Source organism: Brevundimonas sp. TWP2-3-4b1, assembly GCF_049897665.1.
Classification (GTDB): domain Bacteria; phylum Pseudomonadota; class Alphaproteobacteria; order Caulobacterales; family Caulobacteraceae; genus Brevundimonas; species Brevundimonas subvibrioides_B.
This window is the reverse complement of sequence record NZ_JAFCWQ010000017.1, coordinates 16,201-40,898: the sequence shown is the minus strand read 5'-3', so window position 1 is coordinate 40,898 and position 24,698 is coordinate 16,201. Positions and strand designations below refer to the sequence as shown.

Below are 24,698 nucleotides of genomic sequence, written 5' to 3'. Positions count from 1 at the left end.
TGCCGTTCAGTTTCATGGAAATCTGCAGCCCGTACCCCTGCCATTCGTTGTCACCGCAACGGGCACGGACACGTTTGTTACAATGAGCGAACTGCTCTGGGCTGACCCAGGAGAGTGTGAAATCGTCAAGTCGTAGACGCCTGCCGGAATGTCGAAAAACTGATACTGACGGTTATAGTACTGCATTGGTCCTTCGATTACTGCGCTGGCCGGCACATTAGATGCAGCGGGAGATAGACTAAGTGTGGCCCCGCCCTGAACGTTGCGAAAATTGAAACTGTAGTCGCTAAACCGGGTAACTCCATTTTTCATGGATTGGATGCGGACCGTGTATCGCTGGCCGTCGGCGTAGCCGCATGCCACATCGACCTCGTAAATCGTTGGGGGAAAAGGCCTGATCATCTGGGCAAAGGCGATGTTCGGAAAGCAGGCGAGCAGCAATGGGCTCAGCCCTGCGACAGCGAGGGCTAGGACACGGACGATCATGTTGGGGGTACCCCATGCCGCTGAAATGCAGCGAGCAGTTTTGAGACTATTCGCCCCCGATGACCGGCTGTCAATCTGAAGGAACATCGCTCGACTAAGTTGGGTTTGGGGCGGCGTCTATGAACTTATGGCGGACCGTGTGATCGACCCTCGCACTGGTGCCTGTGGTGATCGACTGCTGTAAGCCCTCACGTCACCGCCGAAGCAGAGTTCGCGCCCTGAACCGCGATACGTCGGACAGATTGACAATGATTACGGGAAGTGACCAGCGTTTTGCGACCGCAACTGGCGGCCGGAATGGCCTGGCGGGAACCAGAAGATGGCATTGAACTTCAGACGTGTTGCCATCGCCGGTATGGCCCTGGCTGCACTAGCCTCGACCGGGATGGCCACCCTAGGTGAGCCCATTCCGGGAGTCGATATCTACCTGGGCAAAAATCCCGGGGGCTCGCCGATTGTGGTCGCAACCTCGGATCGGGAAGGCCGCTTCTCGGCGCGTGCGAGGGTCGAGCCGGGCGAATATGCGGTTTCGACGGCCTGCTCTCCCCGACAGACCTGTCCGTCAAACCGGCAGTTGATCCTCAGTGTCGATGGCCGGCCTGTCAGGCCCGACGCCCGAGGGGCCTACCTGTTTCCGATCGGCGCGAGCCTGGGCACGGTGATGCTCAGCGGACGGGTCGAGATCTTCGACCGATGGGGACGCCAGAACGAGACCCGGCGGTAGCGCCGAACTCGCCGGCGCCCGCATCGGATTTTGCCCCGCCTCTCGCACGGCCGCGCAGGAGACGTTCCGACGCCGCTTGAACCCTGAAAGTCGTCTATCCGGCGAGGGGATAGTGTTGGCTACTGGCACGGAGCGGCCCCTGGCGAGGTTGGGCCTATCGTCCGCTACCCCCCCCCAGCGGACATTCGGTGAGTCTCTTTTACCGCGTAAGGCCCGGCCAGACATGTGGGCGGACGGCTTGAATCGCGCCGGGACTGCCGACGGCCGGTTTTCGGGTGTCGGCGACCCCTGTGCGTTTTTTGGTCAGTACGGGAGAGTCTTCCCCTAGTCTGGCACTCCCGGGGGAGTGAAGACGGCCATGCGTATCGCGACGATCCTTCTGTTTCTGCTGGTCTGGTGTGGTCAGGCCTATGCCCGGACCCCGCAGACGTGGAGCCCGATCGAGGGCGATGCGGCGATCGGCGACCTGCCCATGGCGCGTGGATCGACGCTGGCGAACGCGCGGATCCACTATCGCACGCTGGGAGAGCCCCGGCGTGACGCCGAGGGGCATGTGACCAACGCCGTCCTGCTGCTGCACGGCACCGGCGGGACCGGGGCCCAGTTCCTGTCGCCCCAGTTCGCCGACGACCTGTTCGGGCCGGGCCAGCCGCTGGATACAGCCCGCTGCTATGTCATCATGCCGGACAACCTGGGTCACGGCGCGTCGTCCAGGCCCAGTGACGGCTTGCGGGCGGCCTTCCCGGAGTACGGCTATGCCGAGATGGTCGAGGCGCAGCGGCGGCTTCTGGTCGATGGCCTGGGCGTCGATCGTCTGAGGCTGATCCTCGGCACCTCGATGGGCTGTATGCATATCTTCGTCTGGGGCACGACCCACCCGGACTTCGCCGACGCCCTGATGCCCATGGCCTGCCAGCCGACGGCGATCGTGGGGCGCAACCGGCTGTGGCGGACCATGCTGAAGGACGCGATCCGGAGCGATCCTCTCTGGGCGGGCGGCGACTACCAGGCCCAACCGGTTCAGGGCCTGCGCACGGCCGTCGATCTGTTGCTGCTGGCGGGTCCGGCCCCGATGGCGATGCAGCGGGATCTGGCGACGCCGGAGACGGTCGACGGCTATCTGGCGACCCAGATGGAGCGGCGGCTGCCGGCGCTGGACGCCAATGACCTGTGGTACCAGGTCAACGCCTCATGGGACTATGACCCCTCGGCGGGGCTGGAGCGAATGACGGCGCCGACGACCTGGATCAACTCGGCCGACGACTTCATCAATCCGCCGGAACTGGGCCTGTCGGAACGGTTCGCGCCGAGGCTGGCGAACACGACCTACCGGCTGATCCCGAACAGCGCCGACGGCAAGGGTCACGGAACCCACACCTGGGCGCGGTTCTGGAAGGACGATCTGGTCGCCCTGCTGGCGCGGACCGAACGCTAGGCTCAATCGACAGTCAGCGTTCCAGACGCTTGTCATCCCGGTCGCAGCCCACGGGTCCGAGCTTCGCTCGGCCCGAGGACAGGCTAAGCGGAGAGCCGGGACGCTGGAGGCTGAGAGTCGGGCTCCCGGAAATCGCGCTGGCGATTATCCGGGAGAAGGCCCGACCGCCCTTTGCTGTCTCCCGGACAGCCGCTTCGCGTCTTCCGGGAGGGTCGAACAGATGGCTTTTCGTCCCGGATAATCGCCAGCGCGATTTCCGGGATGACAAGGTCGAATGTCGATTGAACCTAGGGAGCCTCCCGCCAGGCCTGGAGGATCACGATCTTCGGCTCCAGAATCTGGCCGCGCATGAACCCTTCGCCCTCGGTCGGGGAGGTCGGGCTGGCGAGGATGGCGCGGACGATGTCCATGCCCCCGACCACGCGGCCGAAGACCGCGAAACCGTCGGGATCGACCGAGAAGGACCGTCCGGCGTCGTAGGACAGGGTCGGGCCCACCGAGACGAAGAAGTCGCCCGTGGCCGTGCCGGGGGCGTAGCGGGCCATCGAGACGGCGCCGTCGATATGGCTGAGGCCCGTCTGGGTCGTCGGCTCGTGGGCGATGGGCGGCAGGACCCGCTCGGGATCGTTGTTCACCCCGCCCTGGACCAGACCCGTCCCGGGGCCGGACTGCATGGCGCGATAGAAGGTGGCTCCGTCGAAGCGGTGCTCATCGACGTATTTCAGGAAGTTGGCGGCCGTGATCGGCGCCCTGGCCTCCTCCACCTCGATGGTGATGCGACCGGCCGAGGTCTCCAGCGCCACGCGGGGCAGGGCGGGCGCGGCCGGGTCCTGGGCCGCGGCGAGCGCGGGCCACAACAGCAGGGCTGCGAGGGCGAGGAGGGTGCGTCTGATCATCGATGGTGTCTCACGTCGTGCTCGCGGGCGACGCTAGCGGGATCAGCCGGTCGCGGCCAGCGAGCGATCGATCGTCAGGACCGGCAGAGCCCCGGCCTCCCACGCACGACCGCCGATCGGCTCGCTCTGGAGCCGGCAGATTCCCGGCCCGGTCAGGAACGGGAAGCCGAGGCTGATCGCCAGCTCGCGCTCGGCCCGGTAGCGGATGTTGGACAGCCCCGGCCAGATGAGGCGGCGCCGGTATTCCGGAGCGTGAGAGGCGAACCGCCTCAAGGCGGCCGTGCGAACCTCCTGGCTGGCGTTGGGGAGCACCAGGGTGACGCTCGTCACCGTCTTCTCCGCCAGCTGCCTGACCTCGAAATCCGGGTCCTGGGTTCGCAGGTCCAGGCTGGAGAAATGGTCCCGCAAGGCCTCATGGATGACCTTGAGCGACTGAAACGACGGCGCCCTGGGCACGTCATAGACGGTCGCCGCCAACTGGGAACGGGTCTCCGCAGGCAGGATGCCGAGAAGCTCGACATAGTCCGCCCTCTGGCTGGGGCGGACCAGGGTCGAGAAGGATACCGGCACGAACAACGGGGTCACGACCGGGAAATCGACCAGGAAACGCAGCGCCGTCATCACGCAACTGCCGTCGAACGACCCGGACTCTTCGGGCAGGTGCTCCTCGCCGTCGACGGCGCTGTAGTAGGTGGCTGCGCGTGACGGGGTGCAGCTGATGACGTCGCCTACGAAGGCCCGGGCCTTGGGGAAATAGATGCCCTGCGCGCCATCGATCGAGGGACCGAAGTTGGTGTCGTCGATGGGGCCCTTCGGAGCCCTGACTTCCTCCGGCACGTCGATCAGCGATCCGTCCGCCGCGATGCGACGCAGGCGACCGCCTTTCGGCAGGCGGCCAGGATCCTCCATGGCCAGCACCACCTCTTCGGCGGATGCGGCGGTGAAGGCGCGCATCGCCTCCGGCTTGCCCTCGAACAGCACAAGCTTCACCGCGTCCTCGACCCCGGTGCCGAACAGCCGTTCCTGGAGCTCGGTGGCCAGGTGGGCGAGTTCGAAGGTGTCCAGCTGGTCGGTCTGCGGGTCGCTCAGCAGATAGCAGTAGTGGGTGAGCGGATCGGCGGTGCGGGGCCGGACCCAGCGCACCTCCAGAAAGATGATGGTGTATTTGGCCACGAGGGGGCCGAGCGTATCCGCTGGCAAATCCGTGCGATTTGCGTCCACCATGACCCGCAGGCACGAAACAGCCGTCATCGCCTTCCCTTTTCCCGAATCGTGGCGGGGTCGGGTGAAGATTTGACGAAGGAGCTTGGCTGTTAGCGGCCCAGCAGCCTCGCGGCCTGGGGGGCGAAGTAGCTGAGCACGCCGGCGCAGCCCGCGCGTTTGAATCCGTGCAGGCTCTCCAGGATGGCGCGGTCCTGGTCGAGCCAGCCGTTGGCGATGGCGGCCTGCATCATCGAATATTCGCCGCTGACCTGATAGGCGAAGGTCGGGAGCCTGAAGGTCTCGGACACCCGCTGGACGATGTCGAGATAGGGCATGCCGGGCTTGACCATGACCATGTCGGCGCCCTCGGCGATGTCCATGGCGACCTCTTTCAGGGCCTCGTCGGAGTTGGCGTAGTCCATCTGATAGGTTTTCTTGTCGCCGGTCAGCATCTTCGCCGAGCCGACCGCGTCGCGGTACGGGCCGTAGAAGGCCGAGGCGAACTTGGCCGCGTAGGACAGGATCAGGGTGTCGTGGAAGCCGTTGGCCTCGAGCGCCTCGCGGATGGCCTGGACCCGACCGTCCATCATGTCCGAGGGGGCGACGACGTCGGCGCCGGCGTGGGCCTGGATGAAGGCCTGTTCGGCGAGGCGGTCCAGCGAGGCGTCGTTGACGATCCGACCATTCTCGACGACCCCGTCGTGGCCGTGATCGGTGTAGCAGTCCAGCGCCACGTCGCACATGACGCCGATCTCGGGCGCCGCGTCCTTGATGGCCTTGATGCAGTCCGGGATCAGGCCGTCGGGGTCCGTCGCGCCGGTGCCGATCGCGTCCTTGGTCGCGGGGTCGACGTTGGGGAAGAGGGCGACCATGGGGATGCCGAGGTCGCGGGCCTCGACGGCGGCGGCGGCCGCAGCTTTCGGCGACAGGCGGAAGATTCCGGGCATGGAGGGGACGGGCACGCGGTCCTCGGCGCCGTCGTGGACGATCAGGGGCCAGATGAGGTCGGACGGCGTCAGGGTCGTCTCGGCCACCAGTCGGCGCACCCACGGCTGGCTGCGCAGGCGGCGGGGACGGGCCATGGGGAAGGCGGCGGGTGCGAAGGGGAGGGTCATGGGGGGTCTCTACCTCCCTTCTCCCGGTGGGAGAAGGTGGCCCGCAGGGCCGGATGAGGGTCGGGTCTGACCGTTGAGGCACGCCCCTCACCCTTTGGCGCAAGGACGACGGCTGCGCCGCCGTGCGCTCAAGCCCTCTCCCAACGGGAGAGGGATGCGGATAGAAGCCGAAGAAAAGCCGCACCGGAGACCCCATGGATTTCGCCCTCACCGACGACCAGCGCGCCATTCAGGACGCGGCGCGCGCCTTTGCCGATGCGGAGCTGGCGCCCCACTCGGCCGAGTGGGACGAGACCAAGCATTTCCCGGTCGATGTGATGCGCCGCGCGGCGGAGACCGGGTTCGCCGCCATCTACACCTCCGAGGAGCACGGCGGCATGGCCCTGGGCCGGGTCGAGGCGGCGCTGATCTTTGAGGAGCTGGCGCGCGGGGACGTGTCGACGGCGGCCTTCATCTCGATCCACAATATGGCGACCTGGATGATCGACCGGTTCGGGTCGGACGAACTGCGCGCCCGTTATGTGCCGCGTCTGGCGACGATGGAGCTGATCGCCTCCTACTGTCTGACCGAGCCGGGCTCGGGGTCGGACGCGGCGGCCATGCGGACAAGCGCGACGCGGGACGGCGACGCCTGGGTGCTCAACGGGTCGAAGGCCTTCATCTCCGGCGCGGGCACGTCGGACGTCTATGTCGTCATGGCGCGGACCGGCGAGGCGGGGCCGAAGGGCATTTCGGCCTGCGTGGTTGAGATGGGCACGCCGGGCCTCAGCTTCGGGGCGCAGGAGAAGAAGATGGGCTGGAATTCCCAGCCCACGGCCATCGTCCAGTTCGACGACTGCCGCGTGCCGGCGGCCAACCTGCTGGGCCAGGAAGGCGACGGTTTCCGCTATGCGATGATGGGGCTGGACGGCGGGCGGCTGAACATCGCGGCCTGTTCCCTGGGCGGGGCGCGGCTCGCGCTCGAGACGGCCCAGGCCTATGTCGCGACGCGCAAACAGTTCGGCAAGGCCCTGGCCGAGTTCCAGAACACCCAGTTCAAGCTGGCCGACATGGCGACCGAACTGGAGGCGGCGCGGCTGATGGTCCTGCGCGGCGCCTGGGCGCTGGACACGCGTCACCCCGAGGCGACGAAGTGGTGCGCCATGGCCAAGCGGATGGCGACCGACGCCTGTTTCCAGATCGCCGACGAAGCCCTGCAGCTGCACGGCGGCTACGGCTATCTGAAGGACTACCCGCTGGAGCGGATCGTGCGCGACCTCAGGGTTCACCGCATCCTGGAAGGCACCAACGAGATCATGCGGGTGATCACGGCGCGGGAGATGATGCGACAGTGACCGGCGCGCCCATCAAATCCGTCCTCATCGTCGGGGGCGGCACGGCCGGCTGGATGGCGGCGGCCGCGATCAAGCGGTCGGTGGGACCTCATGCCGAGGTGCGGCTGGTCGAGAGCGCCGACATCGGCATCGTCGGGGTGGGGGAGGCGACGGTGCCGCCGATCCGCGACTTCAACGCCCTGATCGGCCTCGACGAGGCCGAATTCATGCGCGAGACCAAGGCCACGATCAAACTCGGCATCGAGTTCAAGGGCTGGGGGGCGAAGGACAGCGCCTATTTCCATCCGTTCGGGACCTTCGGCGCCGGGCCGACGCTGGGCGATTTTCCCGGGTCGTATTTCGCCCTCAAGGAACGGGGCAAGGCAGGGTCGCTGGAGAGCTATTCGATCACCTCGCATGCGGCCAGGCGCGGCAAGGTCGGGGCGCGGTCGAACGATCCCCGGTCGGCGTTGTCGGGCTTTCACACCGCCTATCATTTCGATGCGACCCTCTACGGCCAGTACCTGAGAAAGGTCTGTGCGACGCGCGGCATCGAGCGGATCGAGGGGGAGATCGTCGAGGTCGTACAGCGGCCGGAAGACGGCTTCGTCGACCATGTGGTGCTGAAGGACGGACGGACGGTGACGGCGGATCTGTTCATCGACTGCACCGGCTTCCGGGGCCTGCTGATCGAAGGGGCGCTCAAGGCCGGATATGAGGACTGGTCGCACTGGCTGCCGATGAACCGGGCCCTGGCCGTGCCCTGCGCCAAGGTGCGGGCAGTCGATCCGTTCACATCCTCGACGGCGCGGGAGGCGGGGTGGCAGTGGCGGATCTCGCTGCAGCACCGGACCGGCAACGGCTATGTTTATGGCTCGGATTTCATCGAGGACGAGGCGGCGAAGGAAACACTGCTGGCCAACCTCGATGGCGAGGCCCTGGCCGATCCGCGGCCGCTGCGGTTCGTGACCGGGCGGCGCAAGACGTTGTGGGACAAGAATGTGGTGTCGCTGGGCCTGTCGTCAGGCTTCATCGAGCCTCTGGAATCGACCAGCATCCACCTGGTCCAGAGCGGCATCATCCGGCTGTTGCAGCACTGGCCAGACATGGCATTCAGTCAAACGAATACAGACGGTTACAACAGACGGTTGACACGCGAGATCGAGCTGATCCGGGACTTCGTGATCCTGCATTATCACGCGACCCGGAGGGACGACACGCCGTTCTGGCGGCACGTCCGCGACATGGCGATCCCCGACAGCCTGGCCGAACGGGTCGAGATGTTCCGCGACCGGGGCCTGCTGTTCCAGGTCGGCGCAGACGAATATTTCAGCCAGGGGTCGTGGATGGCGGTGATGATGGGCCAGGGTATCGTGCCCAGGGCGCACAACCCGCTTTATAACTATCAGGACCTCGACCGGGTCGCGGCGGGTTTCGAACAGATCAAACAGGCCTGGGCGACGACGGCGGAGAACCTGCCGGCGCACGAGGATTATCTGAAGGCGAACAGGATGTGGGCGGACGCATGAGCGAGGCTGAAGTCATCACCCGGATCGAGGGATCGGTCGGGCGCATTACCCTGAACCGGCCCACGGCGCTGCATGCGCTGAACCTGGCCATGTGCGAGGCGATGACAGCGGCATTGCTGGCCTGGCGCGACGATCCGGCGGTGACCTCGGTGCTGGTCGACCATGCGGGCGAACGCGGGTTCTGCGCCGGCGGCGATATCCGGATGATCGCCGAGAGCGGGGCCACGGATGCGTCGGAGGCCAGGGCCTTCTTCCTCGCGGAGTACCGGCTGAACCACCTGATGTTCGAATACGCCAAGCCGATTACGGCCCTCGTGGACGGGATCGTGATGGGCGGCGGCGTCGGCATCTCCGAGCCTGCCGACCTCCGGATTGCGACCGAGCGGACGACCTATGCCATGCCGGAGACGGGCATCGGCCTGTTCCCCGACGTCGGCGGCGGCTGGTTCCTGCCGCGGCTGCCGGGCGAGACCGGGACCTGGCTTGCCCTGACCGGGGCGCGGCTGAAGGCGGCGGACACGGTGGCGTTGGGGATCCATACGCATTTCGTGGCGTCGGGCAGCCTTGAGGCGCTGAAGGCCGATCTGCTTTCCCGTGCGCCGGATGCCGTCGCGGAGCATGCGGCTGATGCCGGCGCCGCGCCGCTTTCTCCTCACCGCGAAGCCATCGACCGGCTGTTCGCCTTCGACACGGTCGAGGCGATCCTAGCGGCGCTCGAGGCGGACGGGTCGGACTGGGCCCTGGCGCAACTGGCGACGCTGAGGACCAAGTCGCCGCAGTCGCTGAAGGTCACCCTGCGCCAGCTGCGGGCCGGGCGGGCGATGCAGACCTTCGCCGAGGTCATGGCGATGGAGTACCGACTGGGCGGCCGGGTGGTGCGGACGCACGACTTCCAGGAGGGGGTGCGGGCCGTCATCGTCGACAAGGACAGTGCGCCGAAATGGTCGCCGGCGACGCTGGAAGGCGTGACCGATGACGCTCTCGACGCCCTGTTCTCGCCTCTGCCCGTCGATGAGGAATGGACGCCGCTGTCCTGACCGCTTGCATCCTGTGAAGCTCTCGCGCGTATGTGCGTCCAACCGCTGTTCGAGGATCGCGCCATGCTGAAACTGTCCCTGCTCGCCGCAACCGCCCTGGCCCTGACGGCCTGCGCGCCGATGATGTCGGCTGAGACGCCGGCTGATCCCGCCGAGCGAGCCTCGGCGATCGTCAACGACTACGCCCTGGCCATCGCCGATCCGTTGCGGCCCGCCGGAGAAGTGGCGCGCGATCCGCTGAGGAAGCCGGCCGAGATGCTGGCCTTCATCGGCATCGACGGCGGCGAGCGGATCGCCGACGTGCGGCCGGAGGAGGGCTATTTCTCCCGCCTGTTCGCCCGCGCCGTGGGGCCCGAGGGTCGGGTCTACGCCTATGTGCCGAACCAGACGGCGGCGCGCGAGAACGCCTTCGGCGACACCCTGGCGACCGACTATCCGAACGTGACCCGGCTGACCGGCGCGCTGGAAGAGTTCGCCATTCCCGAGCCGCTGGACGTCGTCTTCATGGGCCAGGAATACCACGACTTCGTCATCGACCGGTTCAACGTCGACGTGACGGCGATGAACGCGGCGGTGTTCCGGGCGCTGAAGCCGGGCGGGCTTTACGTCATTCTGGATCACCAGGCGGCGGCGGGGGCGGGGACCAGCGTGGTCGGCACCCTGCACCGGATCGAGGGCTCGGCCCTGCGCGCCCAGGTCGAGGCCGCAGGCTTCATCTTCGACGGCGAGACCAGCGTGGTCAGGAACCCCGAGGACGATCACAGCCTGTCGGTCTTCGACGAGGCCATCCGGGGCCGCTCCGACCAGTTCGTCTATCGCTTCCGGAAGCCGGGCTAGACCTCCCGGGTCTCGAACATCAGCATCGAGGCGCCGCCCGTGGCGAAGCCGGCGACGTCCCCGGCGGCCGCCTGACCCGGCGGGCTGGCGAAGGCGGCGGCGATGTCCGCAAGGCTGTCGAAGGTCAGGGTGGCGATCAGATGCACGTCGGAAGGGCCCTCCGGCGTCAGGACCGGACCCTCGGTGACCTCGAAGCGGCGCAGACCCGGGATCGCCCTTGCGAGCGGGATGTGGACGTCACGATAGTGGGCGTCGAAGGCTGCAGGGTCGGCGGGCTTTCCATAGGTCACGACGAGCTGGGCCACGGGCGTATCCTTGTGTTGATATCCAGCGATATCATGAATTCGAAGACAGGAACCCGGCTTCAACTGACAGCGTTCGCTGGACGAGGTAAAAGCCTGAGTGCGCCGTGAGAGCGCCACGGGAGAGAGCCATGCGTCGTTCGTTGATCCTGGCCGTTTCGGTCGCCGTCCTGATGTCCACCGGGGCGATGGCGCCCGCGCCCCAGGACGTCGGCGCCTATGCCGCCGTGCTGGCCGATGCTGACCGGCCCGAGGCCGACACTGCCCGCGACGCCGCGAGGAAGACGGCCGAAGTCCTGGCCTTCGCCGAGGTCGGGCCGGGTCAGACCATCGGCGACATGATCATCGGCGGTGGCTATTTCACCCGCGTCTTCGCCAGCGCCGTCGGCGAAAGGGGCCAGGTCGTGGCCTGGCAGCCGGCGGAGTTCATCGCCTTCCAGGCCAGCTACGCCGACTCGATCGCGGCGGCCGACGCGATGGACAATGTCACTGGCATCCGCTCGCCCATCGGCGCGCCCGAGTTTCCGGCCGGGATGGACCTGATCTTCACGGCCCAGAACTATCACGACCTGCACCTGCGGCCCTTCCCGGCGGATACGGCGGCCAGGGTCAATGCGGCGGTGTTCGCGGCGCTGAAGCCGGACGGGCTCTATGTCATCGTCGACCACGCCGCGACGGCGGGCGCGGGGCTGGACGTCGCCGACACCCTGCACCGGATCGACATCGCCGACGTGAAGCGCGAGGTCGAGGCGGCGGGCTTCGTGCTGGACGGCGAGAGCGACATCCTGCTGCACGCGGAGGACCCGCTGACGGCCAATGTGTTCGATCCTTCGATCCGGGGACACACCAGCCAGTTCATGCTGCGCTTCCGCAAACCCGCGTAAGGACTCTGGCGGCGGTCGGAATGAGAGGCTAACCGGAGGCCAACAAGAACGCTTCCAGGGAAACGCCGCAATGACCGCCACCAAGATCGCCTTCATCGGCCTGGGCAACATGGGCGGCGGCATGGCCGCGAACCAGGCCAGGGCGGGCCATGCGGTCGCGGCCTTCGACCTGTCGGCGGCGGCTCTGGATCGGGCGAAAGGCGCGGGCTGCGTGCCGGTCGAATCGGTCACCGTGGCCGTGCGCGATGCGGAGGTGGTCATCACCATGCTGCCGGCCGGGCCGCATGTGCTGAAGGTCTATTCGGAACAGATCATCGGCGTGGCGCCGTCTTCGGCCCTGCTGCTCGATTGCTCGACCATCGACGTGGACACGGCGCGCAGGGTCGCGGGCCTGGCGAAGGAGGGCGGCTACGCCTTCGCCGACGCGCCGGTATCGGGCGGGACGATGGCGGCGGACGCGGGGACGCTGGCCTTCATGGTCGGCTGCGACGAAGGCGACTTCGCGCGCATCGAGGCGGCGCTGGAGCCCATGAGCCGGGCGACCTTCCGCGCCGGCGACCACGGAGCGGGGCAGGCGGCCAAGATCTGCAACAACATGATCCTGGGCATCACCATGCTGGGGACGTGCGAGGCGATCGCCCTGGCCGAGAAGCTGGGTCTGGATCCGGTGAAGATGTTCGACATCGTCGCCAAGTCATCGGGCCAGAGCTGGTCGACGACGACCTATTATCCGTGGCCGGGGCCGGTGCCGACCGCGCCGTCGAATCGCAACTATGACGGCGGCTTCGCCACGGCCATGATGCTGAAGGATCTCAAGCTGGCCCAGGACGCAGCGGCCAAGGCCGGCGCGAGCACGCCGCTGGGGGCGCAGACCGAAGCCCTGTTCCAGATGTTCGACGGCCTGGGTTACGGCGGCCGCGACTTCTCTGGCATCCTGCAGATGCTGCGCGGGAAGCTGGACGAGTTGCCCCGGACTTGATCCATCTCAATGCGGCGCATGTCTCTTCCTGCGATTGTCGCACATGCGCACGAACGAAACTGAGAACCGTTATCAATTAGAAGGTTGCGACCATTTTGCAGCCTGTGGCGATAGACTTTCGCGGACCCGGAGCGCAAATACCGCGCCATCCAGAGAGACCACGCGAGTAACAGGGTTGTTCGACTACACCGCAGCATTCCAGTCCGCCGTCGACCAGGTGAAGGGCGAAGGGCGCTATCGCGTCTTCGCCGATATCAAGCGCGTGCGCGGCCAGTTTCCGAAGGCGGTTCGGCGCCTGGATGACGGGTCCGAGCAGGACGTCGTCATCTGGTGCTCCAATGACTATCTCGGCATGGGGCAGCATCCGGTCGTGCTCGACGCCATGCAGGCCGAGCTGGACGCCGTGGGCGCCGGCGCCGGGGGCACGCGCAACATCTCGGGCACGACCCGCTCGGCCGTGGACCTGGAGGCCGAACTGGCGTCCTGGCACCAGAAGGAGGCCTCGCTGCTGTTCACCTCGGGCTATGTGGCCAACGAGGCGACGCTGACGACGCTGCAGCGGATCCTGCCGGGGCTGATCATCTTCTCCGACAGCCTGAACCACGCCTCGATGATCGCGGGCATCAGGAACGGCGGCTGCGAGCGGCATGTCTTCCTGCACAACGACCTGACGCATCTGGAGGAGTTGCTGGCCGCCGCGCCCGCCGATGCGCCCAAGCTGATCGCGTTCGAGAGCGTCTATTCGATGGACGGCGACATCGCCGACCTGGCCGGCACCATCGCCCTGGCCCGGAAATACGGCGCCATGACCTATCTCGACGAGGTTCATGCGGTCGGCCTCTACGGCGCGACCGGTGCGGGCGTGGCCGAGCGCGATGGCGTGCTCGACGGGATCGATATCGTCGAATGCACCCTGGGCAAGGCCATCGGCGTCATGGGCGGCTATATCGCCGCTGACGCGGTGATCATCGACGCCGTGCGCAGCTGGGCCTCGGGCTTCATCTTCACCACCTCGCTTCCGCCCGCATTGACCGCCGGGGCCCTGGCCTCGGTGCGGCACCTGAAGACGCATCCGGAACTGCGCGAGGCGCACCAGGAGCGGGCCCGGACCCTGAAGGACCGTTTCGCTGCGGCCGGCATCCCGGTGATGCCGAGCGAAAGCCACATCGTGCCGGTCTTCGTCGGCGATCCGGTGCACGCCAAGATGATCTCGGACATGCTGCTGGAAGACTTCGGCGTCTATGTTCAGCCGATCAACTATCCGACGGTGCCCAAGGGGACGGAGCGGCTGCGCTTCACGCCCTCGCCGAACCATGACGAGGGCATGATGGACGCCCTGGTCAGCGCGATGGACAAGCTGTGGACCCACTGCCACATCGCCCGGATGCCCGTAGCGGCTTGACCGATTTCCGGCTGCCGCGGATTCGCGGTATGCTGACGGCATGAACGTCCATCAGCCGATCCCGGAGACGCCGGCCGAGGAGGAAGACTTCTTTCTCATGTCGAACCTGCGCCCGAAAGACACTGGCCTCCCTATGGTTATCTGGGTCAGCAACCGGGGCAAAGCGCGACACGATGCCCGAGTGAAGGTGTGTCGGACGCCGGGAGATCGGATCTCCAGCGACGACATGGCGGTTGTCGGCGTTCGACCGACGCCGACCTTGATCGACGGGCCGCTCGACAACACCAGTTTGAAACTGGTCCAGCAGTGGATTACGCTCAACGAGGCTACGATCATCGGATATTGGGATAGCGAGCTGAGCACGGGCGAGATGTTCCAAGCCCTGAAGCGCATCTAGTGTCTGACGACATCGGCGAGGTCATCGTCGAGGCGATCCGCAACGGGACCTATCTGAAGGTCACGGCGGTCCATGTCGCCACCGGTCGTGAGGCGACAGCGGTCGGACCGGCGCACGAACCCAGGGCTGTCGAGCGGCTGGCCATAGCCAAGCTCAAGCGGCTGCTTGCGACGCAGTGACACAAGATGTTGTGGTGACTGGGCGCGGGGACTAGACAGGCAGCCTCCCGTTTCTTCAGCCCGGACCTGCCCGTGACCGCTCCCTTCATCCACGACGCCTATTTTTCCAAGGGTCTGGCCGAGGCCGATCCTGAAGTGTTCGGCGCCATCCAGGGCGAACTGCATCGCCAGCAGGAACAGATCGAGCTGATCGCGTCCGAGAACATCGTCTCCCAGGCGGTGCTGGACGCACAGGGCAGCGTCCTGACCAACAAATACGCCGAGGGCTATCCGGGCCGTCGCTACTACGGCGGCTGCGAGTTCGTCGACGTCACCGAGGATCTGGCGCGCGAGCGGGCCAAACAGCTGTTCGGCGCGGCCTTCGCCAACGTCCAGCCGCACTCGGGCGCCCAGGCCAACCAGGCGGTGTTCCTGGCCCTGCTGCAGCCCGGCGACACCTTCCTGGGTATGGATCTGGCGGCGGGCGGGCATCTGACGCACGGCTCGCCGGCGAACCAGTCGGGAAAGTGGTTCCGGCCCGTGACCTATTCGGTCAACCCTGACACCCATCTGATCGACTACGACCACGTCGCCGAGATGGCGCTGAAGGAGAAGCCGAAACTGATCGTGGCGGGGGCCTCGGCCTACAGCCGCCACATCAATTTCGCCCGCTTCCGCGAGATCGCCGATAGCGTCGGCGCCTGGCTGATGGTCGACATGGCCCACTACGCGGGTCTGGTCGCAGGCGGCGCCTATCCTAACCCGGTGCCGCACGCGCACGTGGTGACGACGACGACCCACAAGACCCTGCGTGGACCGCGCGGCGGGATGATCCTGTCCAACGATGTCGAGCTGGGCAAGAAGTTCAACTCGGCCGTCTTCCCGGGGCTGCAGGGCGGGCCGCTGGAGCATGTGATCGCCGCCAAGGCCGTGGCCTTCGGCGAGGCGCTGAAGCCCCAGTTCAAGCTGTATGCTAGACAGGTCGTGGCCAACGCCCAGGCGCTGGCCGGGGTTCTGATCGAACGGGGCCTGGCGGTCGTGTCCGGCGGCACCGACAGCCACATCGTCCTGGTCGATCTGCGGCCCAAGAGCGTGACGGGCAAGGCGACCGAGCTGCAGCTCGAGCATGCCCTGATGACCTGCAACAAGAACGGCGTGCCGTTCGACACCGCGCCGTTCACGGTCACCTCGGGCGTTCGCCTGGGCACGCCGGCGGGCACGACGCGCGGCTTCCGCGAGGAAGAGTTCAAACAGATCGGTCACTGGATCGCCGACGTCGTCTCCTCGATGAACGGTGGGGACGAGGCCGATCCGGCCGTGGTCGCCGAGGTCGCCGGAAAGGTCCGCACCCTGACAGCCCGCTTCCCGATCTACGGATAGGGCCCAGCGATGAAGTGCCCCTTCTGCGGCAACGCGGACAGCCAGGTGAAGGACAGCCGCCCGTCGGACGACGGCGCGGCGATCCGTCGTCGCCGGTCCTGTCCCAACTGCAACGGGCGCTTCACGACCTTCGAGCGGGTGCAGCTGCGCGAGCTTGTCATCCTGAAGCGCAACGGACGGCGCACCCCCTTCGATCGCGACAAGCTGGAGCGGTCGCTGGCCATCGCGCTGCGCAAACGCCCGATCCAGCCGGAACAGGTCGAACAGCTGGTGTCGCGGATCGTGCGTCAGTTGGAGAGCCTTGGCGAAACCGAGATCCCGTCCAGCGTCGTCGGCGACTTCATCATGAAGGGGCTGAAGGCCGTCGATGAGGTCGCCTATGTCCGCTACGCCTCGGTCTACAAGGACTTCCGGGCGACCGGCGACTTCGCCCGCTTCCTCGGCGACGAGGGCCTGGACGACGATCCGGGATCCTCGAGCCGCTGATGAGACCCCGGATTACCTGGAAGGTCGCCACGTCGCTGGACGGGCGGATCGGCACGTCGACGGGCGAAAGCCAGTGGATCACGGGGCCGGAGGCGCGCGAGCAGGGTCACCGGCTTCGCGCGGCGAACGACGCCGTGCTGGTCGGGGTCGAGACAGTGCTGGCTGACGATCCCCGCCTGACGGTGCGGCTGCCGGAGGGCGAGGCGAGCAAGGACCCTCTGCGCGTCGTGCTGGACAGCAAGCTGCGGACGCCTTCGTTCGCGCGGCTGGCCAACGCCGGCACGCTGATTCTGACCACGCGCGAGCCGATCGCGGTCGGCGAGGCGGAAGTTCTCAAAGTGAAGGGCGACGCCCAGGGCCGCCCCAGCGTGGACGCCGTGCTGGAAACGCTCGCCGGACGAGGCGTCAAATCCCTGATGATCGAGGGCGGCGGCCGGGTCGCCGCCTGTTTCATCGCGGCGGGGGTCGTGGACGCCATCGAGTGGTTTCGGGCGCCGATCCTGCTGGGCGGAGACGGGCGTCCGGGAGTCGCGGCCCTGGCTCTCGCACGCCTCGCGCACGCGCCGAAGTACCGGCGCCTTGCGGCGGAGCCCATGGGTGACGACCTGTGGGAACGCTACGAGAAGGTCGTTTGATGTTTCCCGCTGTCCTATCCGAAAACCGGCGTCCACCTTTCGGGACGGCGGGCTGACATGTTCACCGGAATCATCACCGACATCGGCCGCGTTCGCTCGGTCGCCCAGACGGCGCGTGATCGCCGGTATGAGGTCGAGACGGCCTGGGATGTCTCGGGCATCGACCTGGGCGCCTCGATCAGCCACGGGGGCGTCTGCCTGACCGTGGTGGAGAAGAGCGCCAGGCCTGAAGGGGGCGGCTGGTTCGCCGTCGAGGTTTCGGGCGAGACGCTGGACAGGACCACGCTGGGCGAATGGAGCGCCGGCACGCCGGTCAATCTGGAGCGGGCGACGAGGGTCGGCGATGAGCTGGGCGGCCATATCGTCTCGGGTCACGTCGACGGGCTGGGCACGGTCGTCGAGATCACGCCCGAGGGCGGATCGCACCGGATCGTCATCGAGGCCCCGGCGCCGCTGCACCGGTTCATCGCCGCCAAGGGCTCGATCACCGTGGACGGTGTGTCGTTGACGGTGAACGCGGTGGACGGTCGCCGCTTCGGCCTGAACATCATTCCGCACACCTGGGAGGCGACGACGCTCGGCGCCCTGAAGGTCGGGAGCGCGGTCAATCTGGAGATCGACATGCTGGCGCGTTACCTCGCGCGGTGGCAGGAGACGGCATGATGACCAACACCATCGCCCTGGCCCACGACATGTTCGACAGTCCGATCAGCCCGATCGAGGATATCCTCGAGGATGCCCGCAACGGGCGTCCCTACATCCTGGTGGATGCCGAGGACCGCGAGAACGAGGGCGACGTCATCATCCCGGCCCAGTTCGCGACGCCGGACCAGATCAACTTCATGGCGCGGCATGCGCGCGGCCTGATCTGCCTGGCGATCACCGCCGAGCGCGCCCGTGAGCTGCGCCTGCCGCCGATGGCCGCCGAGAACCGCGAGAGCATGGCGACCGCCTTCACCGTCTCGATCGAGGCGGCCGAGGGGGTGACGACGGGAATCAGCGCGGCGGACCGCGCGCGAACGGTGCAGGTCGCCTCAGACCCGACAAAGACGGCCGACGATATCGTCTCGCCAGGCCACGTGTTCCCGCTGGTGGCGCGCGATGGCGGCGTTCTGGTTCGTACCGGACACACCGAGGCGGCGGTGGACATCAGCCGGATGGCGGGTCTGACCCCCGCCGGCGTGATCTGCGAAATCATGAACGACGACGGGACCATGGCGCGCTTGCCGGATCTGTTCGCCTTTGCCCAGTTGCACGGACTGAAGATCGGCACCATCGCCGACCTGATCGCCTATCGCCGCCGCACCGAGCGGTTCGTCGAGCGGATCATGGACCAGCCGTTCGAGAGCGTGCACGGCGGGCCGTTCCGCCTGATGCTCTACAAGAACACCATCGAGGGCGCCGAACACGTCGCCCTGGTCCACGGCCGGATCGTACCGGGCGAGCCGACGCTAGTGCGGATGCACCAGGTTGATTTTGCCGCCGACCTGCTGGGCCATGTCGAGGATCGCCAGAGCTATATCCCCGATGCCCTGAAGACGATCACCCGGCATGACGGGCCGGGCGTGGTGGTCTTCCTGCGCGACCCGACCCTGCAGGGTCTGGCCGAACGGCTGGCGGGCGTCGACAAGCCGGCGGCGGTCGATCGCAGCCTTAGAAACTACGGCGTGGGCGCGCAGATCCTGCTGGATCTGGGGGTCAAGGACATGATCGTCATGAGCTCCACCCGCCCCGAACCCGCCGCCATCGAGGGCTATGGCCTGCGTATCGTCGGCTGGCGCGACATGGACGGAGAAGACCAATCCTGAAGGATCCCCCCCGCGTTCTCATCGTCGAGGCGCGCTTCTATGACGAACTGGCCGACGCGCTTCTGGAAGGCGCGAAGGATGCGCTGCGGTCCCAGGGTATCGCGTTCGACGTCGTCACCGTGCCGGGCGCGCTGGAGATTCCGTCGACCATCGCCCTGGCCGAGGAGGCCGGCCGCTATCCGACCGCCCCGCGCTATGACGGCTATGTCGCGCTGGGCTGCGTGATCCGGGGCGAGACCTATCATTTCGAGATCGTGTCGGATCAGTCGGCGGCCGGGATCATGCTGCTCGGCACGCGCGGCGTGATCATCGGCAACGGCATCCTGACCGTCGAGGACGAGGATCAGGCCTGGGCCCGGGCCCGTCTGTCCGAAGGGGACAAGGGCGGCGGCGCGGCGCGCGCCTGCATGGACCTCATTGCGCTGAAGAAGCGTCTGCGCGTAGGGCTCGGGGAATGACCGAGCCCCACTCCATCCAGGCCGTCCTCGCCCAGCTGGCCGAGAACGAACGCGCCCAGGCCGAACCGCAGCTGACCAGCCGCCAGCGGCGCGCGCGCACGGTGGCGCGTCTGGCCGCCGTGCAGGCCCTCTATCAGATGGAACTGGCGGGGGAGGGCGTCGAGACCGTCATCACCGAGTTCTCGAACCATCGCTTCGACGCGGACATCGAGGGCGAGGCGCTGGCGGAGGCCGATGAGGCCTGGTTCGCTGATATCGTGCGCGGCGTCATCGCCGGCCAGAAGGACATCGACGCCTCTGTGACGGCCCGTCTCGCCTCGAACTGGCGGCTGGAACGGCTGGACGCCACGCTTCGGGCCCTGCTGCGCTGCGGAGCCTGGGAGCTGACGCACAAGACCGAAGTGCCCAAAGAGATCGTGATCGACGAATATGTCGAGCTGGCGAAAGCCTTCTTCGACGAGGGCGACGCGAAATTCGTCAACGCCGCCCTGGACGGGGTGGCCCGCGACGTGCGTTCGAAGGCCTAGGTTATGGCCGCCGTCGACGCCGCCGGTGAATTCGAGACGATCCGCAAGCTCTTCGCACCACTGGCCCACCCGGGCCATGCCTGGGGGCTGAGCGACGATGTCGCGGTGATGCCCACGCGGCCGGGCGCCGATCTGGTCCTGACCAAGGACGCGATCGTCGAGGGGGTCCATTTCCTGCCCGGGGACCCGCTCGACACCGTGGCTCAGAAGCTCCTGCGGGTGAACCTGTCGGACCTGGCCGCCAAGGGTGCGGAACCGTTCGGCTATCTTCTGGCCTGCCACTGGTCGCCGCGGTGCGGCTGGCCCGAACGGGAGGCCTTCGCGGCCGGACTGGCGGCGGACCAGAAAGAGTTCGGCATCCATCTGCTGGGCGGGGACACTGTGCTGACGCCCGGACCGGCGTCCTTCTCCGCGACGATGCTGGGCTGGGCGCCGAAGGGCGGATCGGTGACGCGCGGCGGCGCCAAGCCCGGGCACGGGATCTATGTCACCGGCATGATCGGCGACGGCTGGCTGGGGCTGCAGGCGGCGAAGGGTCATCTGAAGCTGGAACAGGAACGGATCGACGCGCTGGCGGAGCACTATCGCCGGCCCGTGCCGCAACTGGCCTTCGGTCAGGCGGTGCAGGGACTGGTCACGGCCATCATGGATGTTTCGGACGGCCTCATCGCGGATCTCGGACATATCGCCAGCGCCAGCGGCGTGGCGGCCTCGGTGCAGCTGGAACTGCTGCCGCGGTCGGCGGCGGCGACGGCCTGGTTCGACTCCCGGACGGACCCCGAGGCCGCGCTGGTGACCCTGGCGACAGGCGGCGATGACTACGAACTGCTGCTCACCGCCGCCCCTTCGGACGAGGCGGCGTTGAAGCGCGAGGCTGATCGACAACTGCTGCGCCTGACCCACGTCGGGTCCATTTCGGCGGGACGCGGCGTGACGGCGAGCTATCTCGGCAAGCCGGTCGATATCCGCAAACCCGGCTGGACCCACGACTGAAACGGTCCCCGGCTCTCCGCTCTGCTCCGGCCGGGATGACAGGGGCCGGAGCGAAGCAACGGAATCCTAATCGATCCGCGCGATAAGGCTCTCATGCGCCGTAGAGACCTCTTCGCCCTCGGAACCCTGGCCCTGGCCGGAACCGCCGCCAGCGCCGCTTCGGCGTCGGAGGCCCCGGCCTCGTCCGGTGCGGTCACCTCGAACATCGCGGGCGTCGGTCTGCCGATCATCGCGGGCGGGCGTATCCGCAACTATGTCTTTGTGACCATCAGCCTGACGCTTGGCGGCGGTTTCACCGCAGAGCAGATGCGGGCCAAGGAGCCCTATTTCCGGGACGCCCTGGTCCGCGCCGCGCACCGGACGCCGTTCGTGCTGGCCGATGACTGGACCCAGGTCGACGCCCCGGCGCTGTGCGCCGCGATGATGCGTATTGCGCCGTCGATTTCCGGCGCCGGTTCGATCGCCAGCATCCAGGTCGCCCTGCAGGCGCCGCGTCGCCGCACAGGCGTCAGGCCCACCTAGACCAGGATCGGCCAAGGAAGACTCGCAGCCCGGTTCCGCGGAGGCCGTGAATCCTGCCCCGCCTGTTCCTGAAAAACGCCGGTTGCGTCGTTCCGACGCAGTTGTAAGCTTCCCGGGCAATTCCCGAGGGACGCGCTACTGCGTCGAGACTGCGCACGGGGGGACCGGAAGGCGGACAGAGGCCAAAAGGCCCGCCGCGCCAAGGGTCCGCGCGCCTAATGCTTTAGGTATGGAAACGCCAATGACCAATGTTCTGTGGCTAGTGATAGCCGCCGGCGCGCTGGGGGTCCTCTACGGGCTCGTCCAGACCGCCAGTCTGATGAAGGCCGAAACCGGCAACGACAAGATGCGAGAGATCGCAGCCGCCATTCAGGAAGGGGCCTCGGCCTATCTGAAGCGCCAGTACACCACCATCGCCATGGTCGGCGTGGTCATCCTGATCATCGCCTATCTGCTGATCGGCCAGTACGCCGCCATCGGCTTCGTGATCGGCGCCGTCCTGTCGGGCCTGGCCGGGTTCGCCGGCATGCTGATCTCGGTTCGCGCCAATGTGCGCACGGCGCATGCGGCGTCGCAGAGCCTGTCCAAAGGACTGGACCTGGCCTTCCGATCGGGCGCCATCACCGGCATGTTCGTGGCGGGCGGAGCCCTGCTGGGCGTGGCCGGCTACTACGGGGTGCTGACCGAGGTGCTGGGGCTGGAATCGACCGGCCGCGAGGTCATCGACGGCCTGGTCGCCCTGGGCTTCGGGGCCTCGCTGATCTCGATCTTCGCGCGTCTGGGCGGCGGCATCTTCACCAAGGGCGCCGACGTGGGCGGCGACATGGTGGGCAAGGTCGAGGCCGGCATTCCCGAGGATGATCCCCGCAACGCCGCGACCATCGCCGACAACGTCGGTGACAATGTCGGCGACTGCGCCGGCATGGCCGCCGACCTGTTCGAGACCTATGCGGTGACCACGGTCGCCACCATGGTGCTTGCGGCGATCTTCTTCCGCGGCCAGCCCTATGTGGACGTGATGATGCTGCTGCCGCTGGCCATCTGCGGCATCTGTATCGTGACCTCGATCATCGGCTCGTTCTTCGTGCGCCTCGGCAAGTCCAACAACATCATGGGGGCCCTGTATCAGGGTCTGATCGTCACCGGCGTCCTGTCGGTCGGCGCGGTCTACTGGGTCATCACGACCCTGGTCACCGGACCGGTCGTCACGACCAGCGGTCTGCAGATCGAGCCTATGGCCCTGTTCTGGGCCGGCATGGTGGGTCTCGCTGTCACCGCGGCCATCGTGGTGATCACCGAATACTACACCGGCTCGAACTTCCGTCCGGTGCGGTCGGTGGCCAACGCCTCGGTCTCGGGCCACGGCACCAACGTCATCCAGGGTCTGGCCGTGTCGCTGGAGTCCACCGCCCTGCCTGCGCTGGTCATCATCGTCGGCATCATCGCCAGCTTCCAGCTGGCCGGTCTGTTCGGCATCGCCATCGCCACCACGACGATGCTGGGCGTGGCCGGGATGATCGTGGCGCTCGACGCCTTCGGTCCCGTGACCGACAACGCCGGCGGCATCGCCGAGATGGCGGGCCTTCCGGCCGATGTGCGTCACGTCACCGACGCCCTGGACGCCGTGGGCAACACCACCAAGGCCGTGACCAAGGGCTATGCGATCGGTTCGGCGGGCCTCGGCGCGCTGGTGCTGTTCGCCGCCTACACCTCGGACCTGCAGTATTTCGCCGCCAACCCGGCGGAGTACCCGTTCTTCGCCAACATGGGCGTGGTCGCCTTCGACCTGACCAACCCCTATGTCGTCGTCGGCCTGCTGTTCGGGGGGCTGCTGCCCTTCCTGTTCGGCGGCATGTCGATGATGGCCGTGGGCCGGGCGGCCGAAGCCGTTGTCGAAGAAGTCCGTCGCCAGTTCCGCGAGAACCCCGGCATCATGACCTATGAGGTCAAGCCGGAGTACGGCCGGGCCGTCGACATCCTGACGAAGGCGGCGATCCGCGAGATGATCGTGCCGTCACTGTTGCCGGTGCTGTCGCCGATCGTCCTGTTCACGGCGATCCTGTTCATCTCGGACAAGGCCAACGCCTTCGCCTCGCTGGGCGCCATGCTGATGGGTGTGATCGTGACCGGCCTGTTCGTGGCCATCTCGATGACCTCGGGCGGCGGCGCCTGGGACAACGCCAAGAAGGTCATTGAAGAGGGCTTCACCGACAAGAACGGCGTCGTCCACGGCAAGGGCTCCGAGGCCCACAAGGCCGCGGTCACCGGCGACACGGTCGGCGATCCCTACAAGGACACGTCCGGCCCGGCGGTGAACCCGATGATCAAGATCACCAACATCGTGGCCCTGCTGCTGCTGGCGGTGCTGGCGAGCGGGAACGTGGGCTGATCGCGTCCCGGATAGCGGCTTTGCCGCTTCCGGGATGACAAGACAGAACGCCCCGGAAATCGATCTCCGGGGCGTTTTGTTTTTCCCTTCTCCCCCTGCGGGAGGAGGTGGCTCGCGAAGCGAGACGGATGAGGGATCACGCTCACGGCGGATGTAAGTTGTCCGTTCGGCAAGATCAGCCGTCGGCGTGACCCCTCATCCGACCGCGCGAGAACGACGGCTTCGCCGCCGTGCGCGATCTCCTTCTCCCGCAAGGGGAGAAGGACGAGATGTTAGTCCGGGCGCCGTTGACCCGGGACGTCCTCGTCCGTGCGGGGCAGCTGGCCGCGGCCGACGTTGCCGAGCAGTTGTTCCAGGATGGTCAGCTGGCGACCGCGCGTGGGCGTCTCGCGGCGCTCCATGGCGATCTGCTGGCCGTCTTCGAGGTTGAGGTTGCGGACCTCGGCAACCTTGTCGTCGGCCTCGTTGAAGGTGATGGCGGTGACGCTGCGCTGGGACACCTGCGGGCGGTTGTAGGTGTATCGCTCCGTCGTCTGGGAGATGTAATACCAGATGTTGTCCTCGAACGTCGAAACCGCCGAGGGCGAACCGAGCTGGGCCAGGACGGTCGACTTGGTGTCGGTCCCGATGACGATGTCCTTGGGATTGACGTCGATGACCTGGAAGCCGTGGTTACCCACGACGGGGGCGCAGGCGACCGCAAGCGGCGCGAGGGCGACCAGAACGGCGAGACGAACGACGACTTTATTCATGGAGACGAGCGCCTGGGACGAAACAAGGTCTTTGACCTAACCGGACCTGAC

The 24,698-nt window shown here is 67.0% G+C and carries 26 protein-coding genes; 21 read left to right on the top strand and 5 right to left on the bottom strand.

The genetic code is table 11. From position 1 onward, the window contains the following. Nucleotides 1-811: 811 nt before the first annotated feature. Nucleotides 812-1,210 (top strand): carboxypeptidase-like regulatory domain-containing protein, encoded by a 399-nt coding sequence (locus ACP7A5_RS12895; RefSeq protein WP_426042291.1) that lies wholly within the window; start codon nucleotides 812-814, stop codon nucleotides 1,208-1,210. Between the two features lie 358 nt (nucleotides 1,211-1,568). Continuing rightward, complete coding sequence (locus ACP7A5_RS12890; RefSeq protein WP_426042290.1) at nucleotides 1,569-2,645, top strand: alpha/beta fold hydrolase; 1,077 nt, start codon at nucleotides 1,569-1,571, stop codon at nucleotides 2,643-2,645. A 287-nt stretch (nucleotides 2,646-2,932) separates the two neighbouring features. Here ACP7A5_RS12890 and ACP7A5_RS12885 read toward each other — a convergent pair whose 3' ends face one another. The 3 genes from ACP7A5_RS12885 to hemB form a co-directional block, all read right to left on the bottom strand. Beyond that, nucleotides 2,933-3,541 carry a peptidylprolyl isomerase gene (locus ACP7A5_RS12885; protein ID WP_426042289.1) on the bottom strand — a complete coding sequence of 203 codons (609 nt, stop codon included), beginning with the start codon at nucleotides 3,539-3,541 and terminating at the stop codon, nucleotides 2,933-2,935. A 42-nt stretch (nucleotides 3,542-3,583) separates the two neighbouring features. Then, the gene (locus ACP7A5_RS12880) at nucleotides 3,584-4,792 is read right to left on the bottom strand and encodes a hypothetical protein (RefSeq protein ID WP_426042288.1); all 1,209 of its coding nucleotides are present in this window, start codon (nucleotides 4,790-4,792) and stop codon (nucleotides 3,584-3,586) included. Nucleotides 4,793-4,854: 62 nt separating this feature from the next. Continuing rightward, complete coding sequence (gene hemB / locus ACP7A5_RS12875) at nucleotides 4,855-5,859, bottom strand: porphobilinogen synthase (protein WP_426042287.1); 1,005 nt, start codon at nucleotides 5,857-5,859, stop codon at nucleotides 4,855-4,857. A 194-nt stretch (nucleotides 5,860-6,053) separates the two neighbouring features. Here hemB and ACP7A5_RS12870 point away from each other — a divergent pair, with 194 nt between their 5' ends. The 4 genes from ACP7A5_RS12870 to ACP7A5_RS12855 all read left to right on the top strand — a co-directional run bounded on the left by ACP7A5_RS12870 (nucleotide 6,054) and on the right by ACP7A5_RS12855 (nucleotide 10,575). Then, nucleotides 6,054-7,193, top strand: coding sequence for an isobutyryl-CoA dehydrogenase (locus ACP7A5_RS12870; protein WP_426042286.1), 1,140 nt, complete (start codon nucleotides 6,054-6,056; stop codon nucleotides 7,191-7,193). Further along, on the top strand, nucleotides 7,190-8,701 hold the full coding sequence (locus ACP7A5_RS12865) for a tryptophan halogenase family protein (protein WP_426042285.1): 1,512 nt from the start codon (nucleotides 7,190-7,192) through the stop codon (nucleotides 8,699-8,701). Before ACP7A5_RS12870 ends, ACP7A5_RS12865 begins: the two co-directional genes overlap by 4 nt. After that, complete coding sequence (locus tag ACP7A5_RS12860; RefSeq protein WP_426042284.1) at nucleotides 8,698-9,738, top strand: enoyl-CoA hydratase/isomerase family protein; 1,041 nt, start codon at nucleotides 8,698-8,700, stop codon at nucleotides 9,736-9,738. Before ACP7A5_RS12865 ends, ACP7A5_RS12860 begins: the two co-directional genes overlap by 4 nt. Nucleotides 9,739-9,801: 63 nt before the next feature. Continuing rightward, complete coding sequence (locus ACP7A5_RS12855) at nucleotides 9,802-10,575, top strand: class I SAM-dependent methyltransferase (protein ID WP_426042283.1); 774 nt, start codon at nucleotides 9,802-9,804, stop codon at nucleotides 10,573-10,575. Here the strand turns inward: ACP7A5_RS12855 and ACP7A5_RS12850 are convergent. Beyond that, complete coding sequence (locus ACP7A5_RS12850) at nucleotides 10,572-10,880, bottom strand: EthD family reductase (RefSeq protein ID WP_426042282.1); 309 nt, start codon at nucleotides 10,878-10,880, stop codon at nucleotides 10,572-10,574. The genes ACP7A5_RS12855 and ACP7A5_RS12850 overlap by 4 nt on opposite strands. 128 nt (nucleotides 10,881-11,008) lie before the next feature. Between ACP7A5_RS12850 and ACP7A5_RS12845 the strand changes: the two genes are divergently transcribed. From ACP7A5_RS12845 to ACP7A5_RS12775, 15 genes are all read left to right on the top strand, one after another. Next, nucleotides 11,009-11,761: a class I SAM-dependent methyltransferase gene (locus ACP7A5_RS12845; RefSeq protein ID WP_426042281.1), complete on the top strand. Its 753-nt coding sequence runs from the start codon at nucleotides 11,009-11,011 to the stop codon at nucleotides 11,759-11,761. 70 nt (nucleotides 11,762-11,831) lie between these two features. Continuing rightward, nucleotides 11,832-12,740, top strand: a complete 909-nt coding sequence (mmsB, locus tag ACP7A5_RS12840) for a 3-hydroxyisobutyrate dehydrogenase (protein ID WP_426042280.1) — start codon at nucleotides 11,832-11,834, stop codon at nucleotides 12,738-12,740. A 175-nt stretch (nucleotides 12,741-12,915) separates the two neighbouring features. Beyond that, entirely contained in the window at nucleotides 12,916-14,142 is a 1,227-nt protein-coding gene (hemA, locus tag ACP7A5_RS12835; RefSeq protein ID WP_426042279.1) for a 5-aminolevulinate synthase, read from the top strand. A gap of 40 nt (nucleotides 14,143-14,182) precedes the next feature. Beyond that, nucleotides 14,183-14,539 carry a hypothetical protein gene (locus ACP7A5_RS12830; RefSeq protein ID WP_426042278.1) on the top strand — a complete coding sequence of 119 codons (357 nt, stop codon included), beginning with the start codon at nucleotides 14,183-14,185 and terminating at the stop codon, nucleotides 14,537-14,539. After that, entirely contained in the window at nucleotides 14,539-14,718 is a 180-nt protein-coding gene (locus ACP7A5_RS12825; protein ID WP_426042277.1) for a DUF6898 family protein, read from the top strand. The genes ACP7A5_RS12830 and ACP7A5_RS12825 overlap by 1 nt, the downstream gene beginning before the upstream one ends. Nucleotides 14,719-14,790: 72 nt before the next feature. After that, nucleotides 14,791-16,077 carry a serine hydroxymethyltransferase gene (gene glyA / locus ACP7A5_RS12820; RefSeq protein WP_426042276.1) on the top strand — a complete coding sequence of 429 codons (1,287 nt, stop codon included), beginning with the start codon at nucleotides 14,791-14,793 and terminating at the stop codon, nucleotides 16,075-16,077. A 9-nt stretch (nucleotides 16,078-16,086) separates the two neighbouring features. Beyond that, nucleotides 16,087-16,563, top strand: coding sequence for a transcriptional regulator NrdR (gene nrdR, locus ACP7A5_RS12815; RefSeq protein WP_425991610.1), 477 nt, complete (start codon nucleotides 16,087-16,089; stop codon nucleotides 16,561-16,563). After that, nucleotides 16,563-17,198 carry a RibD family protein gene (locus ACP7A5_RS12810; RefSeq protein WP_426042275.1) on the top strand — a complete coding sequence of 212 codons (636 nt, stop codon included), beginning with the start codon at nucleotides 16,563-16,565 and terminating at the stop codon, nucleotides 17,196-17,198. Before nrdR ends, ACP7A5_RS12810 begins: the two co-directional genes overlap by 1 nt. A gap of 57 nt (nucleotides 17,199-17,255) precedes the next feature. Further along, nucleotides 17,256-17,861, top strand: coding sequence for a riboflavin synthase (locus tag ACP7A5_RS12805; RefSeq protein WP_426042274.1), 606 nt, complete (start codon nucleotides 17,256-17,258; stop codon nucleotides 17,859-17,861). Further along, nucleotides 17,858-19,006, top strand: a complete 1,149-nt coding sequence (ribB, locus tag ACP7A5_RS12800; protein ID WP_426042273.1) for a 3,4-dihydroxy-2-butanone-4-phosphate synthase — start codon at nucleotides 17,858-17,860, stop codon at nucleotides 19,004-19,006. Before ACP7A5_RS12805 ends, ribB begins: the two co-directional genes overlap by 4 nt. After that, nucleotides 19,003-19,464, top strand: coding sequence for a 6,7-dimethyl-8-ribityllumazine synthase (ribH, locus tag ACP7A5_RS12795; RefSeq protein WP_303695932.1), 462 nt, complete (start codon nucleotides 19,003-19,005; stop codon nucleotides 19,462-19,464). The genes ribB and ribH overlap by 4 nt, the downstream gene beginning before the upstream one ends. Further along, entirely contained in the window at nucleotides 19,461-19,991 is a 531-nt protein-coding gene (nusB, locus tag ACP7A5_RS12790) for a transcription antitermination factor NusB (protein ID WP_426042272.1), read from the top strand. The genes ribH and nusB overlap by 4 nt, the downstream gene beginning before the upstream one ends. Before the next feature lie 3 nt (nucleotides 19,992-19,994). Then, the gene (gene thiL / locus ACP7A5_RS12785; protein WP_426042271.1) at nucleotides 19,995-20,984 is read left to right on the top strand and encodes a thiamine-phosphate kinase; all 990 of its coding nucleotides are present in this window, start codon (nucleotides 19,995-19,997) and stop codon (nucleotides 20,982-20,984) included. Nucleotides 20,985-21,077: 93 nt separating this feature from the next. After that, nucleotides 21,078-21,506 carry a hypothetical protein gene (locus ACP7A5_RS12780; RefSeq protein ID WP_425991600.1) on the top strand — a complete coding sequence of 143 codons (429 nt, stop codon included), beginning with the start codon at nucleotides 21,078-21,080 and terminating at the stop codon, nucleotides 21,504-21,506. Nucleotides 21,507-21,747: 241 nt separating this feature from the next. Further along, nucleotides 21,748-23,895 carry a sodium-translocating pyrophosphatase gene (locus tag ACP7A5_RS12775; protein WP_426042270.1) on the top strand — a complete coding sequence of 716 codons (2,148 nt, stop codon included), beginning with the start codon at nucleotides 21,748-21,750 and terminating at the stop codon, nucleotides 23,893-23,895. A gap of 272 nt (nucleotides 23,896-24,167) precedes the next feature. Here ACP7A5_RS12775 and ACP7A5_RS12770 read toward each other — a convergent pair whose 3' ends face one another. Continuing rightward, on the bottom strand, nucleotides 24,168-24,647 hold the full coding sequence (locus ACP7A5_RS12770) for an outer membrane protein assembly factor BamE (RefSeq protein WP_426042269.1): 480 nt from the start codon (nucleotides 24,645-24,647) through the stop codon (nucleotides 24,168-24,170). Nucleotides 24,648-24,698 lie beyond the last annotated feature (51 nt).